Source organism: Maridesulfovibrio ferrireducens, from assembly GCF_016342405.1.
GTDB lineage: Bacteria > Desulfobacterota > Desulfovibrionia > Desulfovibrionales > Desulfovibrionaceae > Maridesulfovibrio > Maridesulfovibrio ferrireducens_A.
Genome location: NZ_JAEINN010000002.1, coordinates 190,950 through 209,096 on the forward strand (window position 1 = coordinate 190,950; position 18,147 = coordinate 209,096).

General features: G+C 43.1%; 20 protein-coding genes. 16 read left to right on the forward strand and 4 right to left on the reverse strand.

The features are described from left to right. Positions 1-5 precede the first annotated feature (5 nt). The 15 genes from JEY82_RS02815 (at position 6) to JEY82_RS02885 (ending at position 12,202) form a co-directional block, all read left to right on the forward strand. Positions 6-524, forward strand: coding sequence for a hypothetical protein (locus JEY82_RS02815; RefSeq protein ID WP_304082357.1), 519 nt, complete (start codon positions 6-8; stop codon positions 522-524). After that, on the forward strand, positions 506-1,048 hold the full coding sequence (locus JEY82_RS02820) for a hypothetical protein (protein ID WP_304082358.1): 543 nt from the start codon (positions 506-508) through the stop codon (positions 1,046-1,048). Before JEY82_RS02815 ends, JEY82_RS02820 begins: the two co-directional genes overlap by 19 nt. Next, positions 1,017-1,838: a phage baseplate assembly protein V gene (locus tag JEY82_RS02825; protein ID WP_304082359.1), complete on the forward strand. Its 822-nt coding sequence runs from the start codon at positions 1,017-1,019 to the stop codon at positions 1,836-1,838. Before JEY82_RS02820 ends, JEY82_RS02825 begins: the two co-directional genes overlap by 32 nt. Then, entirely contained in the window at positions 1,835-2,176 is a 342-nt protein-coding gene (locus JEY82_RS02830; RefSeq protein WP_304082361.1) for a GPW/gp25 family protein, read from the forward strand. The genes JEY82_RS02825 and JEY82_RS02830 overlap by 4 nt, the downstream gene beginning before the upstream one ends. After that, entirely contained in the window at positions 2,173-3,054 is an 882-nt protein-coding gene (locus tag JEY82_RS02835; protein ID WP_304082362.1) for a baseplate J/gp47 family protein, read from the forward strand. The genes JEY82_RS02830 and JEY82_RS02835 overlap by 4 nt, the downstream gene beginning before the upstream one ends. Beyond that, entirely contained in the window at positions 3,054-3,734 is a 681-nt protein-coding gene (locus tag JEY82_RS02840) for a phage tail protein I (protein WP_304082363.1), read from the forward strand. Before JEY82_RS02835 ends, JEY82_RS02840 begins: the two co-directional genes overlap by 1 nt. Continuing rightward, on the forward strand, positions 3,731-5,926 hold the full coding sequence (locus tag JEY82_RS02845) for a phage tail protein (RefSeq protein ID WP_304082364.1): 2,196 nt from the start codon (positions 3,731-3,733) through the stop codon (positions 5,924-5,926). The genes JEY82_RS02840 and JEY82_RS02845 overlap by 4 nt, the downstream gene beginning before the upstream one ends. A gap of 13 nt (positions 5,927-5,939) precedes the next feature. Then, positions 5,940-6,545: a hypothetical protein gene (locus JEY82_RS02850; protein WP_304082365.1), complete on the forward strand. Its 606-nt coding sequence runs from the start codon at positions 5,940-5,942 to the stop codon at positions 6,543-6,545. A gap of 2 nt (positions 6,546-6,547) precedes the next feature. Continuing rightward, positions 6,548-7,750, forward strand: coding sequence for a phage tail sheath C-terminal domain-containing protein (locus JEY82_RS02855; RefSeq protein WP_304082366.1), 1,203 nt, complete (start codon positions 6,548-6,550; stop codon positions 7,748-7,750). Next, complete coding sequence (locus JEY82_RS02860) at positions 7,751-8,260, forward strand: phage major tail tube protein (RefSeq protein WP_304082367.1); 510 nt, start codon at positions 7,751-7,753, stop codon at positions 8,258-8,260. A 2-nt stretch (positions 8,261-8,262) separates the two neighbouring features. Continuing rightward, positions 8,263-8,502: a phage tail assembly protein gene (locus JEY82_RS02865; RefSeq protein WP_304082368.1), complete on the forward strand. Its 240-nt coding sequence runs from the start codon at positions 8,263-8,265 to the stop codon at positions 8,500-8,502. Positions 8,503-8,628: 126 nt separating this feature from the next. Continuing rightward, positions 8,629-10,641 (forward strand): phage tail tape measure protein, encoded by a 2,013-nt coding sequence (locus tag JEY82_RS02870; RefSeq protein ID WP_304082369.1) that lies wholly within the window; start codon positions 8,629-8,631, stop codon positions 10,639-10,641. A gap of 9 nt (positions 10,642-10,650) precedes the next feature. Then, positions 10,651-11,031, forward strand: coding sequence for a phage tail protein (locus JEY82_RS02875; protein WP_304082370.1), 381 nt, complete (start codon positions 10,651-10,653; stop codon positions 11,029-11,031). Beyond that, entirely contained in the window at positions 11,028-11,228 is a 201-nt protein-coding gene (locus JEY82_RS02880) for a tail protein X (protein WP_304082371.1), read from the forward strand. The genes JEY82_RS02875 and JEY82_RS02880 overlap by 4 nt, the downstream gene beginning before the upstream one ends. Further along, entirely contained in the window at positions 11,219-12,202 is a 984-nt protein-coding gene (locus JEY82_RS02885; RefSeq protein WP_304082372.1) for a contractile injection system protein, VgrG/Pvc8 family, read from the forward strand. Before JEY82_RS02880 ends, JEY82_RS02885 begins: the two co-directional genes overlap by 10 nt. 5 nt (positions 12,203-12,207) lie before the next feature. Here JEY82_RS02885 and JEY82_RS02890 read toward each other — a convergent pair whose 3' ends face one another. The 3 genes from JEY82_RS02890 to JEY82_RS02900 form a co-directional block, all read right to left on the reverse strand. Further along, positions 12,208-13,245: a retron St85 family RNA-directed DNA polymerase gene (locus tag JEY82_RS02890; RefSeq protein WP_304082373.1), complete on the reverse strand. Its 1,038-nt coding sequence runs from the start codon at positions 13,243-13,245 to the stop codon at positions 12,208-12,210. 221 nt (positions 13,246-13,466) lie between these two features. Beyond that, on the reverse strand, positions 13,467-13,775 hold the full coding sequence (locus JEY82_RS02895; RefSeq protein WP_304082374.1) for a hypothetical protein: 309 nt from the start codon (positions 13,773-13,775) through the stop codon (positions 13,467-13,469). Then, complete coding sequence (locus JEY82_RS02900; protein WP_304082376.1) at positions 13,775-14,635, reverse strand: hypothetical protein; 861 nt, start codon at positions 14,633-14,635, stop codon at positions 13,775-13,777. The genes JEY82_RS02895 and JEY82_RS02900 overlap by 1 nt, the downstream gene beginning before the upstream one ends. 697 nt (positions 14,636-15,332) lie before the next feature. Here JEY82_RS02900 and JEY82_RS02905 point away from each other — a divergent pair. Next, positions 15,333-15,590: a hypothetical protein gene (locus JEY82_RS02905; protein WP_304082378.1), complete on the forward strand. Its 258-nt coding sequence runs from the start codon at positions 15,333-15,335 to the stop codon at positions 15,588-15,590. 541 nt (positions 15,591-16,131) lie between these two features. On the opposite strand, the gene JEY82_RS02910 is transcribed toward JEY82_RS02905, so the two are convergent. Beyond that, positions 16,132-18,141, reverse strand: a complete 2,010-nt coding sequence (locus tag JEY82_RS02910; RefSeq protein WP_304082380.1) for an HD domain-containing phosphohydrolase — start codon at positions 18,139-18,141, stop codon at positions 16,132-16,134. Positions 18,142-18,147: the final 6 nt, after the last annotated feature.

Sequence of the window (18,147 nt, forward strand, 5' to 3'; positions counted from 1 at the left end):
CGGAAATGGCTACTACTTATCTTAATATCAAAGGCGATAGGCTTAAAGCGATTGCGGACGATTTTGCCGTTACGCAAAAGCAGATTGATTTAGCATGTAAGAGGGCCATTTCTAAGCTTGCGAGGCATCTGAAAACTATTGCTTTACGCAATATTTCTGAACTTACCGGAATTAAACAAACAGTGATCAGGCGAAGAGTTTTTTTGAGTTTAAACGGGCAACGTCAAACCGCAAGAATTTGGTTTGGTGTTTATGCAATCCCTTTAAGAGAAATGAATCCTCGGCAAACAAGGACGGGCGTAAGAGCTGGGAAAATTGAACGTAACCATGCTTTTATTCAGCAGAAAAATGGTGGGCCTGAAGTCTATAGGCGCGTTGATGATAGGCGCAAGCCTATAGCTATTCAATACGCACGGATTGAGAGCGAAGTTTCAAGCGTAATTGACGCTGATGTTCTCAAGGCATTCGATAAGAAATTTTATGTATTTTTTGAAAGGGAAATAAAATGGGAATCAAGCAAATAGACATATCCGAAGCACATGAAGCGATTGTTCAAAAGCTTAAAGAAGCTTTTCCCGCTTGTTCCGTGGGTGATTATCGTCGCGAGTCCGGAAAGGTAATTGCTCCAGCTCTTGCTCTTGAGCTTGCCCATGTTGAGCCGGGTGAGAAAGACCCCGGAACAGGACAGCTTGAAGTCAATTTTAACTGGGTTGTTTATCCGTTGGTTCATTTCAAAGTGAAGAACGCGGCCCGCGAAGTTGCCGCTCTTGTTTGTGCTTTGGCTAAATTTATTGATGGCAACCGCTTCGGGCTTCCGGTTTCGGCTACAAAGTTTATCGGTGGTTACCCTGAAGACTTCAAGCCTTCAAAAGATGGATACGAAGAATGGCGGGTTGAATTTGAGTTTAGCGGGATGCTTGGCGAATCCGTCTGGACTGGTGAAGGCAACACCCCGCAGACGGTTTTTCTTGGCTATACTCCATTAATCGGCGCGGAAAACGAAGAGGAATATACGGATGTCACAGGGCAACCCTTACCAGCAGTCTGAGACTGACCGCCGCTTATCAAACTTAATCCGCATAGGAACCGTTGCCGAAGCTGATTACAGCAAGGCACGTGTTCGTGTGTCCTTCGGTGAAGCTGTTTCTGATTGGCTTCCTTGGGTTACTTTCCGCGCTGGTGGCGACCACACTTGGTGGGCTCCGGAAGTGGGCGAACAGGTGATTGTTTTGTCTCCGTCCGGTGAGATTTCCGGCGGTGTTGTTTTGGGTTCTATTTTTTCCACTGACCATCCGGCCCCGGCGGATCGACCTACTATTCATCGTACTACTTATGAAGATGGCGCGGTTATCGAGTATGACCGTTTGAATCATATTTTACACGCTTATATTCCCGGCTTTGAAAATCGCGAAATTGATAAGGATATGACTGTTCAGGTTCACAGGGATGTTTTCAGAACCATTGACCGTGATGATTTTAAGCAGGTTGTGCGTGATGTTTTTAACGATATTGGCGGCAACCGTACTGATACTATCGGCGGTAATGTTTCAGATGATATTGGCGGGGATGTAAACCGCACTGTAGGCGGTAAGGTCGTGCTTGATGTGCAGGGCGAAGTTGTCATTAACAGCGCAAGCCGGATAACCCTTTCCGCTCCTTTACTTGTGCTTGATGGTCCGTTTGTTCAAGGCAACAGCAATCATGGTGGTGGCGGTGAATTCTACGGAAAAATAAATCAGCATAACGGTGATTTTGTTTCCGATGGTGTCTCTCTGCAACATCATGTTCACCCTGAAAAAGGCACTGTCACAGATGAACCCACTGGCGGTGCATTATGAAAGGTGTATGCGCTCAGACTGGCAAGCATTTAGACGGGATTGCACACCTTCGCCAGTCCATTACCGACATTCTTACTACTCCAATCGGTTCAAGAATTATGCGCCGCACTTACGGCAGTCGTTTATTCCAATTAGTTGATAGGCCGTACAGCTCCGACTTGTTGGTTGAATACTATTCTGCCGTTGCTGAAGCTCTTAAGAAATGGGAACCACGCTATAAACTTACTCGTGTTGCCGTTGAAAGTCTCGATGCTGGCGGGCAAATCATTATCAATTTGGTTGGTAAATATCTGCCGGAAGGAAAGGAAGTAACCTTAGACGGGATAGTTATATCATGAGTGGATTTACACCAATTGATATGTCTAAGGTTCCGGCCCCTGATATTGTCGAGCTGCTTGATTATGAATCAATTCTTGCTGAACTGCTGGTAGACCTCCGCGCCCGTGATCCGCAATTCACCGCTATTGTTGAATCTGATCCGGCTTATAAAATTTTAGAAGTTGCCGCTTACCGTGAACTCAATTTGCGCCAGCGCGTTAACGATGCCGCCCGCGCGGTGATGGTTGCTTATGCGCGTGGCACTGATCTTGAAAATTTGGCGGCTCTTGCGCCAGTTGAGCGCAAGCTAATTGATGCTGGTGACTCTGAAGCCCGTCCGGTTATCCCACCTACTTATGAAGCTGATGAAGAATTTCGCGCCCGCGTTCAAATGGCCCCGGAAGGATTTTCTTCTGCTGGACCTGATGGGGCGTATGTTTTCCATGCTTTGAAAGTGCCCGCTGTACGCGGTGCTACTGCTTTAAGTCCGTTGCCGGGCGAAGTTGAGGTTTACGTTTTATCCCGTGACGGCGACGGCTTGCCGGATGCTGAAACCCTTGCCGCTGTAAACGGTGTGGTCAATGACCGTGAAGTCAGACCATTAACCGATCATGTGACCGTAAAACCTGCTGATATTGTAAACTACGAAGTTAAAGTAACACTTTACATTCAGCCCGGTCCGGCTCCTTCGTCTGTTATTGAATCAGCCCGTGCCGCCGTAATTAAATACGCAAATGAAAGGCATAGCCTCGGTTCAACCGTTCCGCTTTCTGGTATTTATGCCGCCTTGCACGTTGAAGGCGTGGCAAAAGTTGAACTTGTTTCTCCGGTTTCAGACTTGGCTATGCAACCAGAACAGGCCGCTTATTGCGCCTCATTTGAAGTAGGAGAAGGCTAATGTCTGATCTTCTACCCATTAGCGCAACTAAACAGGAACGGGATTTATCCAACGCTGTTGCTAGAATTGAAGTCGTTCCGGTCGATATTCGCGATTTGTGGAACCCTGATAAATGTCCGGTTGTTTTTCTGCCTTGGCTGGCGTGGTCGCTTTCCGTGGACCTTTGGAAAGACTCATGGCCCGAAGAAACAAAGCGCGCGGTTATTAAAGCAAGCATAGCCATTCATCGTATCAAAGGCACTCCGGTTGCTGTTGAAAAGTACCTTGAAGCCCTTGGCATTTCAGCCGACGTGCTGGAGTGGTTTGAATATGATGGTGATGAATACAAGTTCAAGGTGCGTACTTTTAACCGTATGGCTAATGTGGATTATTACAAAGTTTTAGAGGCAGTCAGTGTTTCAAAAAATGTGCGTTCGCATTTAGATGCAATTCAGGTTCCACATGATTCCGAAGCACAACCTAGTGCTGTCGGTCTGCCGTTGCTCGGAATCTCCATAAACGGACACATATGGATTGATGTAAAAATTAAAGAAGTCCCAACATATGCGACGGGTGTACCTCTGCTTGGGGTTAGCCTTGAGGCAAAAATGCCTGATCCTACAATTCGCACTAATCAAGAAAATATTTATTCATCCGGCTTTGTCCGTTTAGGCAATCAGATAACAGGAGTAATGCAATGAGTGATTTTAGAAAAATGTCTCTGACTGAGTTGGGCAAAGACTTGTTAGCCCGTACTCATACCGGGGTAATTCTTGACCTTGAAAACATTGTTATAGGTAATGGCGAATGGACTGCTGAAGAACAGAACGGCAACCCGCCTACCGAGTTGAAATTCTTACAGAGAACCGTGGCTATTTCCAGTGTAGAACAAAACGGCAAAGTTGCTGTTGTTCACGGAATACTTTCAAACGCAGATCTCGAAAATGGTTTTTCGATTACTGAAATCGGGGTTACGGCTAAACATCCGATTGAAGGTGAAATCTTATATATGGCGGACTATGCGCCAGAAGATAAGTCTTCTTACATTCAGGATAAGGACGGCGCACCCATCGAAATACCTATCAAGCTAGAAATTATGGTCAGTGATACTCAAGATGTGACGCTGACCATAACTGATAGTTTTTTCAGTGCCAGTAAAGAGGATTTGGCAAATGATCTTGCCACACATAATGCGGATGAAACTGCACACCCGGAGCTGTTTGCACAGGTAAGCAAAGAACTTCCCCGGATTTTGAAACCTGAGAATGTTTCTCCAGTTGATTTAAGCGCCGGAGTTGTCGCCCCTATCTCATTTCAGGGTTCTGCATATTTTAGCCTTTATTCAATCCCACAAAAAGCCTTGCACTATTGGATAGCAACAGACGCTAACATGGTGAATATAGTTAAATCCGGCACCGTGAATGGAGTCGGAACCGTATTCGATTTATCAAATGAAGACGTTGCTGTTGACGAGAATTATTGGTGGACAATTCAATATGAGGACAAAAAAGACAATCTATCTGAAGTTTCAGAGCCAACAGCGTTTTCGACAGCATCTATCTTTTTAGAAATAGCCAATGACGGAATAATTGCACCTGTAAACGGCGCAACTCATATTATGGATGGTCCAGAAATTTCTGGATTCTACCCCATCATATCCGGCCCGACATCCGCAGATTACAGCCATATAAATACTGATTGGATACTCGCTCGTGATGAAGCTTTGACTGACATTGTTGAGCAGAGTCTTGCCGATACTGTCAACCTCAATAGCTGGCTAAGTTCCAAAGGACTTGCCGAAGATTTGCCCTATTGGGTTGGTCGTCTGGTTCGTTTTTCTGATGGAGCAAATACTGTTGACGGAAATTTGCAAAAAATCAGCTTTCAAACAGCTCCTAGTTTTATCACAAACTATTGGGGCGACGGAACCGACGGCGATGTCACAATCACAGCTAATACGTTCCTGCCAGTCCCCAATGGCGATATGATCGTCAAAAATTACAAATCGCTAAAAATCAACTCCGATGCAACGCTGACAGTTGATGACCCGTGTCGAGGGCTACTTATCTATGTTGACGGTGATTGTGAGATAAACGGAGCCTTATCATTTGATAATATGGGATTGTGTACAGTTGATCCGACTAAAACAATAAGTAGTGACGGAGCTAAAATGCCTACCTCCGGTCTTGTAATAGCAAAACATATGGGTGGCGGGACTGATAGCGGAAACAGTAATTTACTCGGTTGTGGTTTCGCCGCTTTAAATTCTGAGCAACAGCAGCAACGAGTTGACAACGGTTTTGTACTTACGCTGACTCCTGGTTGTTGTGGAAAAGGCGGCGATGGCGGAAATGGTAATACATCAGGTTGGGGACTCGGAGGTCCGGGGGTTCTAGGTAATTATTGTGGTGGATCTGGCGGAGGTGGTGGAGCTCCATTTGTCCCGGGAGGGAGGGGTGGCGGCGGCGGTGCAGGTGGAGCAGGAACAGGTGGCAGAGGAGGAATAACTTCTCAAATGCATCCACAAAACTCACCACAAAGTGGTCTTGGTGGACTAAATGGAATTGGTGGAAATGGAGGTAGCGGAGGAGCTCCTAACTATTCTAATTCTGGAGAAAATGGAGGTAATGGCGCAGCTGGATTGCTCATACTGATTGTTCGAGGGGAATTAAAGGGGACTGGAGTTATATCTAGTTCTTCTACTTTTTCGGGAGGCGACGGTGGGACGGGTGGCGGTGGCCCCGGCGGCGGTTGTGTCACTGTTCTTCATGGGCAGGCATTAAGCTCAACATTGTCAGTACGCGTGGATGGAGGTTCGGGCGGAATTGGTCTTGCTAATAACGGCCATCCCGGAGCTGCCGGAACAATCGTAACCCAGCAAATTGATATATAATAGGTACACTTAAATGATCATATTATTTAACAAACATGATTCGGCAAGCGTAGCTTTTGCCGAGCAGTATAAAGATTCTGCAAATGTCATTGACTGGTACGAAAATCAATCTCTTATAAAAATAGAATTTTTAACTCGCGATATTTTGCCCCGCTCGTTTCCGTCAATCGCTAGTGACGTTTTACCCGTCATTATTGAGCCCGAAACCGATCCAGCAAGTGAACTGCTAGAAGCTGAAAAAAAATATCTACAGGCCCATCTCTCCACTTATGGAGCAACATGTTTTGGATACTCTTTTTCATCTATAGTTGCAGATGGCGTGCTTGATTTAGATCAGGCACGAAACGCAATTACTGCTGCGATAAAAGTTGAATCACAAAGGCGTATTCTCGAAATATGGTCCGCAAACGATATTGAAGAATCACTTATCAAGCAGATGAATGTATTACGAGCTGATATGAATGATTCTCGCTTTATTAAAACTGATGCTATCCGCACCGCAAGTAATGACTTTGAAATTTCTCTCAAGAATATGACGCGTAAGGCGTTGTCCGCGTTGGTTATAGCTGAGTGGGATGGTTGGCCTAGCATCGAAACCGAAACAATTGAAGGAGAATAATTATGCCTGAACAATTTTTACATGGCGTTGAGGTTGTCGAAATTGACTATGGCCCGCGCTCAATCCGGACCGTTCGGTCCTCGGTTATTGGTATCATAGGCACGGCCCCTGATGCTGATGCAACGGCATTCCCGCTTAACACTCCGGTGTTGATTGCTGGTCGCCGTACTGAGGCCGCAAAACTCGATACTACTGGCGATGGTAAAGGAACACTTCCAACCGCATTAGATGCAATCTTTGATCAAATCGGGGCGGTGGTGGTTGTGATCCGCGTTGATGAAGGCGCGAATGATGCCGCAACAATGACCAATATAATCGGCGGGGTTGATGCGAATACCGGACAGTATGAAGGCGTTCATGCTTTGCTTGGCTCAAAATCAGCAATCGGATTTACTCCGCGTATCTTACTCGCTCCGGGCTTTACTCACCAGCAAGAAGAGGATTCAGAAAATCCTGGTACTTTTTTTAAGAATCCAGTTGTTGCGGAACTTGAAGGGCTGGCCCCTCGTTTACGTGCAATCGTTCTTGTTGATGGTCCTAACACTAATGATGCTGATGCAATCGGTATGATGAAAGATTTAGGCGCACGGTGTTACATGGTTGATCCGTGGGTGAAAGTTTTCCGTAACGGGGTTTATGTGAATGAACCGCCATCCGCACGGGTTGCCGGACTCATTGCCAAAATCGATAACGATAAAGGGTTTTGGTGGTCGCCTTCCAATCAGGCCATTATGGGCATTTCCGGTACGGCCCGCCCTGTTGATTTTGCGCTCGGTGATGCTAATTGCCGCGCTAATCTGCTGAATGAAAAGAACGTATCCACCATTATCAATGAAGGCGGCTTTCGTCTTTGGGGCAACCGTACAGGTTCTATTGATCCGAAATGGGCTTTTCTTTCCGTGCGCCGCACTGCGGACATGATTAACGAATCTTTGCTTCAGGCTCATTTGTGGGCGGTAGATCGCAACATAACCAAAACATACATGGAAGACGTGGTTGAAGGCGTGAATGCTTATCTTCGCCACCTTATGAATGTAGGCGCGATTCTTGGCGGCACTTGTTGGGCCGATGAAGAACTGAATTCACCGGATCAGATTGCGGCGGGTAAGGTTTATTTTGATTTCGATTTCACACCGCCAGCACCAGCGGAACACGTAACTTTCCGTAGTCGTATGGTTAACGATTACTTTGAGGAGATTTTTTAAATGCCAGTAGCAGATAAGGTTTTAAAAGATTTAAATCTGACTGTGGACGGCTTCGGATTTGCCGGAAACATTGAGGAATTCAAGCCGCCGAAGCTTGCCCTTAAAACTGAGGATCACCGCGCGGGGGGTATGGATTCATCCGTGCCTGTTGAAATGGGTATGGAAGCTCTTGAAGCTTCTTTTATTTTGACCGGGCACTTTCCCGAGGTTCTTACAAAGTGGGGCGTTTCCGTTGGTGAGAAAACACAACTTACCGCGCGCGGCTCTCTTGAATCATATGATGGTTCTGTAATTCCGGTGGTGGTTAATTTGCGCGGTCTTATCACCGAAATTGAAGATGGTGCATGGAAGCCCGGCGAAAAGAATAACCAGACTTTCGCTATGAAGCTTGAATATTACAAGCGTGAACAGAACGGCGTTGTGCTTCATGAAATCGATATCCCAAACATGAAGCGACTTATTAACGGAAAAGACCAGCTTGCAGAAAGACGCAAAGCATTAGGATTATAAAAATGGCCACTATTACACTTGAATATCCGGTTGAAGAGAATGGTTTGAAAATCGATAAACTTGAAATGCGCCGTCCCAAAGTTCGTGATCAGATTTCAGCGAAGAAAACTAGCAATGCGGATGAAGATGTTGAAGTTAAACTCTTTGCTAATCTTTGCGAAGTTTCCCCGGCAGTAATCGAAGACATGGATATGAAGGATTATAAAACTCTTCAGAAGGAATATAAAAGTTTTTTATCCTAGAAGCTAAAAGTGTTCGGCGCGCGGTTCTGGCTCTGGCTCATTTTACGGGCTGGAGCCGTGCCGAAATTATGAACATGGATACGGAAGACTTTAATAATGATCTGCACGAAATGAGGCGGCTTTTAGATGGCAAATAAAAAATATTCCGCAATAGTTGAAGTGGGCGGAGCTGTTAAAGAAAGCTTTAGCAGTTCTATGGGGTCCGTTCAAAGCGGCCTTGTTTCGGTAGGTAATAGCATTAAAAAGACAGATTCTAGGTTCGGCGATTTTAATACAGGAGCCGTGGAAACTGAAAGCGTGATTGATAAGGTCGGTTCCGCTTTTAAAGAAATGGAAAATCGGCAGGGGCAAATAGGGGATTCGTTGAAAATTCTGTCCGGTGATGTTTCTCATTATGCTGATAGCTTGAAAGATGCCCGGTCAAAAATGGATTTGCTAAATAAATATGATCCTGCCGCCGTGCGTGAATCCGGTAAAGCTTATCGTGAATTAAATCGTGATGCCGTGAAAATGCGTAAGGAATATGAAAAGCATCCGAAGCCCACTAAAAAGATGCTGAACGAACTTAAACGAACCGAAGCCGCCGCAAAAAAAGCAGGTAAAGCCTACAACGCTAATCAGGATAAACTTAAAGGTTTAGGTGAAGAATTAGCAAGGGCGGGTGTTGATACTAAGAACTTTACCGGAGCGCATAGAAAGCTTTCCAAGGAACTTGATAAGTCCCGCAAGGCTTATAAAAAAATGTCCGCTGCTGTTAAAGCTGGCGGCAAGATGAAACAGCAAGTCGGTGATTTGGCTCGGACTGGTGGCATGGTTGGCGCAACTATTGTCGCCGGGGTTGGGGCTGTTGGTGCGGCTGTTACAATCGCGAATCAGGCCACGGGTGAACAGGTTAAGCTTGCAAGGGCTCTCGGTGTTTCTGCTGAAACTTTTCAAGCATGGGGCGGAGTTGCCAAGGAAGCAGGATTCGAAGTTGATACAATTGGCGACCTGATTGAAGAAATGAATAATAAGCTCGGTGAAAGTGCCGGGCTGGAAGAAATCACTCCGGTAACTGAATCTTTAGAAATGTTGGGGCTATCATTTGAAGAGCTTCAGGGGCTTAAGCCAGAAGAGCAATTCAAGCGCATAGCCGAGGCTATCAAGGCCATGCCGGACGGACAGCAAGCTTCTGCCGCCGCTGATATCCTTATGGGCGGTGAGGCTAATAAATTTTTTGGTTATCTGCGTTCCCGCAAAGAAGGCGTGAATGAAATAATAGATCAGCAAAAGCGGCTTAATGTTTTATCCGAAGAAGGGCGCAAAGGCGCGGCTGATTACAATACGGCTTTTTCTCAGTTCACCACGGTTGTAGGTTCGGCGGCCTCGGAAGTTTCCGGTCTTATTGGTGGTGCGTTGGCTCCGCTCATTTCAGAATACGCTCCTAAAATTGCCGACTTTGTACGTTCCCACAAAAAAGACTTGATGGGCATAGGCGATGCCGTGCGTGATATGATTCCGGCGGTAATGGATTTCGGGCGCGGTATTTATAAGGTCGGTTCTATGGTGGCGGGTTTTATCTCTGCCGTGGGTGGGATTGAAAATGTAGCTCTCATCATTGGTGCTGTGATGGCTGGTAAGGCGACTATAGGAATGGTCAGTTTTGCAAGTTCGCTGGTGACAGTCGGGCAGAGTCTTCCCTTTGTTGCTACCGGAATAAAGGCTATCGGGGCCGCTGTAATGGCAAATCCTATAGGTTTAATTGTTGGTGCCGTTGTCGGCGGGGCTTTGCTTATCTGGAAATATTGGGAGCCGATTAAAGAATTCTTTTCAGGGCTGATTGATACGGTTGGAAGTGTTGTTTCCAGTGTAGGAAGCTTTTTCGGTTTTGGTGATGATGAAGAGGAAGCAGAATCAGTTCCGAAAGTCGGGGATGCCGTTAAAAGGTCTATCCCCGTTGCCACTGCCCGTGCTGAAACCATAACGGAAGCTATGCCCGTTGAGCTTCTTTCAAATAAGTCACAGCAAAGCGTTTCCAATAAATATGAAATTAATATTCACACCGTGCCGGGACAGTCTGCCGATGAAATAGCGGAGGCTGTAATGCAAAAATTGGCTGAAACTGATCGCGATAACGCACGTCTTGCGATGCACGATTAGGGGAACATTATGGGAATGTTGAAACTAGGTAAATTTATTTTCAGCGTTGATACTGCCGCGTATCAGGCTTTGCAACGGTCAACCGCTCAGAAATGGGCAAGGATTGAACGTATAGGCAAACGTGCCGCTATGCAGGACTTAGGGCCGGGCAAGGATGAAATTACCCTGCCCGGTGTTGTCTATCCTCATTACAAGGGCGGTCTAGGTCAGATTGATAAAATGCGAGAAATGCAAGCGGCGGGTGATCCGTTGATGCTGGTAGACGGGTTGGGCAATGTCCATGATGAGTGGGTGATTCTTTCCGTTAGTCAAAAAGACTCCGTTTTTTTTAAGGACGGAGTAGCTCGTAAGCAAGAATTTACCTTAAAAATTCAGCGGTACGAAGAATGATATACAGAACTAAAGACGGCGATATTTTAGACCGGATATGTTTTGACTATTACGGTTTCGAATCTACGGTTGCAATCGTGCTTGAAGCTAATCCCGGCCTTGCTGATAATGGTCCGGTTTTTATTGCCGGCACTGAAATATTATTGCCAGAAATCGCCACGCCGGAACCGGATCAGGGAATCAGCTTATGGGATTAACTTATAAGCCAGCATATAGAGTTGAGGCCGACGGCAACGACATAACTGAAGCCATTCGGGAAAATTTAATATCTCTTACCATAACCGATGAAGCTGGCGTTAAGTCTGATTCATTGGCTATTTCTCTGCACGATAAAGGTTACAGACTGCCGAAAGCGGGTGGACAACTCAAAGTGTGGTTAGGCTACGGACAAGCGGCAACCTTTATGGGGCTGTATGTTTCGGATGAAATCACGCTTTCAGGTCCGCCGGATAAAATGGACATTAAAGCGGCTGGCGCACCGCAGGAAAAGAGCGCGGCTTATTCCCATCTTCAGACGCAGAAAACCCGCTCATGGCTTCCGCAAACTATAGGCGCATTGGTGGCAACCGTCGGAGCTGACCACGGCCTTGACCCTGCCGTTGCTTCTGATTTGTCCGGTGTAGGTTTGCCGCATATCGACCAGATAAACGAATCTGACATGCACCTGCTTACTCGCATTGCGGCGGATCACGATGCAATAGCAAAGGCCAACGGGGGCAAGCTTGTATTTGCTCACAAGGGGCAAGGTAAAACTATTTCCGGCAAATCAATGCCCACCATGGCCCTGATCCCCTCAGAAGTTACAAACTACCGCGCAACTATCACCGCCCGAACTGACTATAATAAAGTTGTCGCTATTTGGCGTTCTGTAGAGTCCGCAAAGGATATTGAAGAGATTGCGGGAGTAGGGGAACCTGTTCACCGTATTCGGCATATTTATCCAACACCTGAAGCGGCGGCAAAAGCGGCAAAGGCTAAGCTTGAGGCTTTCCAAAGGGGTAAACAAAGCCTTTCGGTAAGCCTTCCGGGAAGGCCAGAATTAAGGGCAGAGTGTAGGCTTTCGCTTTCCGGCTTTCGTGATGGGGTTAATGGTCTTTGGAGTATTACCCGTGCTACTCATAAGTTGGGGAGTGGTGGGTATGTAACTAGTGTTGAGGGGGAGAGGGTGTAAGTTATTTATTTTTTGTTTAACAAAGGTTTTAAAACGGAAAGAGCATTAAGGGCATCAGCGTCTTTTGGGTTTATGAAAAGTATATGATTAGCTATTCCAAGTAGATGTCTTACGTAATTTGATTTGTATATTTTTTCATGATTTTGGTGTGAGGAAATTCCATATTTTTTTATATAGAATATAGATTGGCGCAGATTTCGTCTTGTTTTACGAGGTACCTGCATTTTTTCATTTACGACTATCCCCGTGACTCTTTGTTGCTGACCTTGGCCTAATATTCGTGTTTTAGTTGGATTAAGATCCATTTTTAAATCAGATAATGCGGATGTAATAAATCTGATTATTTCTTTTGGAAAAAAAGTGCCTGAAAAAGTTAAATCGTCGGCATATCGTGTATATCTTATTTCGCGTTTTTTGCAAAAACCAGCTGCCCTTTGGTCAAATCCTTTCATAATAATATTAGATAGAGCCGGACTTGTTGGTGCTCCTTGTGGCAATGCGTCATCGTAAATACATAAGTTTGTTAATAAGCTTGCAATGCTCGATCGATAGCCTATTGTTCGAAATAAATTAAATATTATGCCTCCGTGGATACTTCCAAAAAAATCTTTTATATCAAGGCATAAAACTGTGGGTTGTTTGCGGTGGAATCGGGCATTTGATTTGATAGATTCTTTGCTTATGTATGCCTTAGCATACTTGCTGACAGGAATGTTGTTTAAGATGTTTGTAAGAATCCAGTGTTGAATTTCTTTTAGGCTGGGGAGTGGTTCAGTTATGTTTCTAGATCCACCATTTTTTTTAGAAATTGAAAATTGTCTATAAAAATTATCAGGACTATTAGTTACAGCCATTATATATTTGGGAGAATAACCTACTAATAAGCTAAAATGTACAGGGTCAAATATTATAGGAGCTGATCTTTTATACAATTGTTCTGCATAGTTGAGGCAAGTATGTATATATTCTTTGCTGTGCCCTTCTTTTTTGCCTTTTTTGGCGAATGCTTGAGAATATTTTTTCCAGATTAAAGAGCTAGGCATGACAAACTCCACTACACACAAATCGTATCTTAGCACTATCCTTCCAGCCTGCTTCAGGGTGGAAGGATAGTGCGCGAGAGCCCGCAGCGTTATGATTGTAGTAGCTGTCTCCTCCGGAGCAGCTGCTACGATCATAAAAGGCTTGAAAGGATGTTCGTTCGGGAATGGCGACTCGCCACTCTATTGGGAGTAATCCCAAAGTTCTAATGAAGCTGTCATGCCTAGTCAAAAGTAAATTCCTTAGGAATGTATGTTTCGTCAACCTTTATTTTGTCAATCCTAAAATCGTTAGCAGGTTCAATCCAGCCTGCGTCGGTTCTAGGTTTGCTCATAGGGCCATTTGTTTGAAGAAATTGATTACCTTCAAATGTCAAAGTGAGACCTTCCGTTGATTCTTTCAAATAGCTAAGTGATATTGCTATGCCAATTAAGTCAAATATTTGTGAATAATCTAAGCCTTGATTTAATAACGCCTCAATGCTTGATGATTTTTTTACTAGCCGAAGAAGTAGACCTAGTTTGGGCTCCATTAAAACCTCGGAAATGGTACATCAAGTTTTTTGTTAGTGAACCAAAAAAGTGGAAAAGTGTTGTTAGGTGTACGTATCATAGAAATAAGTGCTTCAGAGCGACCGTATCCCAGTTCGTACGTAGGGGGAACTGAAAATTCTTTTTCAATGTCTAACATGGTATTTATGTTTTCGGTGATTTTTCCTGATAGATATGGATCATCACTAATTCCTTTGTTTGCCATTTCTCCTACTCCAATATTAACACCGGAGTCGTAAAGTCTTTCAAGCCCATGCTGCATTGCTACTAGTGATATCAGATATATGTCTTTAAAATCAATATTATACTCATCAGAAAATTCATTTATAGTTCTAATTGCGGTATCTCCAGTTCCAATGAAATCATCAAAAAAAATAAAGCATTTTTTTTGAGTTTTAAATGATTCTTTTTTGGAATCGTAAGCAACATAGTCTCTAAGAATTTCGATTTTTTTACCGTGCAGTGGTGGAGCTATCTTTATAAATGATTGATTTTGGATTTGATATAAAAAACTGTGACCGCTTTTAAATTTTTCTTTCTTTATATCTTTCCAATGTACTAAAGGAATAAGATAAATTATTTTTGCATCTTGATGATTTGAAAAACTTATATCTTCAAATGCTTTTTTTAATAAAAATGAATAGTTATCAGCTTTGTATATCTTGAACTTGCTAATAAGGTGAAGTAAGAGAAGGGATTGTTTTTCATTTAACTGTTCCATAATCTCAGCGAAAATCTGGAAAAGTTTTTTTCCAGATTTCTTTTCTTCGCGATCTGTCCCCCATCCTTTTTCAGTTAAGATGGTATGTAGTTTTGTTATTAGTTTTATATTAGTGCTCATGATTAAATTAATTAATAAGAAATAAAGGTGTTGATGTAAAGGAAGATAACCATATACTTGTTTAAAATACGTGTTAGGGACAAAATGCGCATTAGAGCCTATTGAAGATGGTCTGGGCGTGTGTGAAATGTGTAGTTTATAGTTTTATGAATTTTCAAAGTAATTGTTTGTACCATCTGTAAAGTACTGAGTTGCCAGTATGGAAATTATACATATTTATGGGCTAAAATGTCACTCACGATTTACTCACCTTTCCACCAGCAATAACCATATTTCAAGGGAATAGAATGGGTGTTAACTAGCTGAAATAACATGATGCACATTCCCTTTCGTGGACTCCGGAGCTGAAGGTCGCAGGTTCGAATCTTGCATTGCCCACCATATTTTAAAAGCCCATCCTGTGTAAACAGGGTGGGCTTTTGTTGTTTGCTGATCAAAATTAGTTAAAAATATATAGTTCACCACATTCGGCATATTTACCCAACACCTGAAGCAGCAAAGGCTCTCCCTTTACCCGCTTTCTTTTGGTTCATCCGGCTCGAGTTTATTTTTCGCAAAAAAGGTTTTGTGGCGAAATTGCAAGTGTCTTTCCTGTTTGATTGCGGTTTATTCGAATAATTACGCTATTTCCTAAAGATTTTAAGAACATGTGTCGATAATAATTACAAGAATAAAAAAGAGATCCAAGGAGGATTGCATGGAAATCAGTGGAATCAGTCAAACGATGGTACTGCCCAAGCAGCAAGCAGCTGAGCAGAGAGTGACGGAGCAGCAGCAAAGCGGTGCAGAATCGAACGCGAACGATATTAAGAACATCAAAAAAGCAAAGATGGAGCGGCAGGTCATGGCTGATCCTTCCCTTGCGGGCAAGCTTGTAGCAACTAAAGCTGCTCCCACTTACAACACAAATGGGTCTGTTATCCAAGCCACGTCTAACTCTCTGGGTGAAGTATAGTCGGCAACGTTTCTTTTATATGACAAGATAGGCCCTCTGTATTATGTGCAGGGGGCTTTTCTGCTTCTTCGTCTTATCATGCAATTTGTTGTTTTTATAGTTTGAGATTAAAAGAAGGAATGCGGAAAAGTTAAATTTTTCTATTGAAGAGTATTAGATAAATAGTCTTAATTGGAGCCGACACGGGGGGCTAAGCATCCAGCTTTTTTTTGGGGGGGGCGGATGTAAAAGAAAAATTATTCTTCAGTAAGTATGTTCGTTAGCAAATCTAAGGCAATCTTGGCTATTGCTGTTGCGAAAACTAGAAGTAAAACATGGTCCCATGACGGTTCACAGGCTACCTTAAATATGGCGTAAAAGAATGGAGCCCAAAAGGGGAATGAAAAGATAATCGCTATGATAGCCAATATATACTTCATTTCTTTTTATAGAGTAGTCGAATGTTAGTAGTAAATACTAATTGTTATAACTGATAGAAGTGAGTCTGCTGCGCGAAGCTCTTACTACTAATCAGTGTTTATCTTGAATTCGGGCAGTAATTTTAAAACTCAATTTTATTTTCAGTGAGAATCTTTTTACCGCGTTGTGAATTGATAACAGCATTCAGAGCATGAATTACTGTTCCATCAAATTTTTTATCTGCCATGCTTTGCAGAACTCCAACGGCTTCTTGAGCTGTTTTAGCTTTTCTGTATGAGCGATGCTGTACCAATGCACTGAAGGTGTTTGTTACCCCCAGAATTCTTGCGAGGAGTGAAACTTCTGTTCCCTTTAGTCCGTTTGGATACCCTGAACCGTCGATGTTTTCCTGCATCTGCCAAAGAGTTTGTGTGATGGGAAGAGAAAATTCGATTCCTTCTAATATCTTACAAGTGTGCTCAATATATCTTTGTGTTTCAAGAAGTTCTTCCGGAGTAAGCTTACCCGTTTTTTGCATAATTTCTTTTGGAATAAAACTTTTCCCGACCTGAGACAAAATAGCCGATGCTTCAACGGTTGCACAGTCTGCATTGCTTAAAAGCAGGGTCTCAGCAATTTCTACGGAGAGGAGACGCATGAGAGCGGTGTGACCGTCGAGGAAAGGTACGCTTTCTACAGCACGGACCAAAGCATCAATAATCTGCTGGCGCATTTCAACATTTTGTGTGTTGGTTATTTTTTCTTCGGATATATCTCTAAAGAGTCTTAGTATTGAGTCGTTATCCTTTTTTTGTTTATACGGTATTCCAAGCACTTGAAGATGAGTTTGGTTAGAGCCTCTGTCTAAAGTCATTTCTTGAGAATAGATATTTTCTGACATATTAGTCATTTGCCCAATATGCGTTAATATTTTTGTCTCAGAGTTAAGGAAAGTTCTTTGGTCTGTTGAGCCTATTGCATTGTTAAAATTAGTTCCGGTTAAATCGGCAAAAGCTTTATTCACAAAGACATATGATTCTGTTGTGTTGTCTTTTAAACAGAGTGGAATCGGCAAAGTTTTGCAAATTTTTTCCAGCATGTCTTTACGTATTTTTGTCGGGATAAGTTCTGAATTAAGTTCCTGACTTCGGTTAAGATATTTTTTGCGTGAGAAAAGTAAGATTATGGTCAGGAGAAGAAAAGTTGTAGCAGCATAAGCAATAATAGCTATTGTTTCAGCAAGTTCCTTATTCTTATTTAATTGAGCGTAAATTTGATCTGCATCAGTTTCCACCATAACCCACCAATGAATTGTCGGGATGCTTATAGCAGAGGAATAGACTTGTTTTGCTTTATATAAATCGGAGCGTATTCCAAACTGTATTTCAGAAACACCTTTTAAAGAAACACCTACAGATTGCAGTTTGAGGTTGTCCGGGTAGCTAAAAGAAACTTCCTGAAATTTATTTTCATCTTCTTGAATAATATGAACCGTACTTCCATAATTCAGTCTTTGATCGGTGGCTAAAAAGATGCGAAGAATTTCAGTCATGGGAACGGTCAGTACAAGTACTTTTATCGGGGCAACAGAATCCGAAAGCGCTTTGGCGGGAAAGATAGGAAGAAAAAGTTCTGATACTAACTGACCATATGACGGGCGCAGTCTGGAAAAAACAGGAGTTCGAGTTTGTAATACGTACTGAATGGATTTTTGATATGAATTTTCAGAACCTTCGAGTCTTCCTTCAGTGGTTGCAAATAATTTGCCGTCTAAGTTAAAAAGATGGCCGGCTGTAAAACCGGATACTTTGATAAAGTTGTCAAAATCTTCTTGAGCTTTTTGGACTTTTTCTTCTTTTGTACTGGCTAAACCTTCAAGGGAAAGCCTGAAAATTCTGGCTTTAGCAAGATTTCTTCCCTGAACAACAAATTTAACCAGTTGTGAAGAGAGTGATTCAGTCTCACTATTCAGCACTACCGATTGATATTTTTCCAAGTCATTGATTAAAATATTCTCTTGTTTTTCCAAAAAGATTGAAACGAAGTAAATTGTTCCTGCTGCAATGAAAAGTAGAGCACACAAGAGGAAAACTTTTTTTCTGTTAAAAAGTTTTTTAATCTTATTCAATACATTTAATATTTTATTTGCCATCAGAAG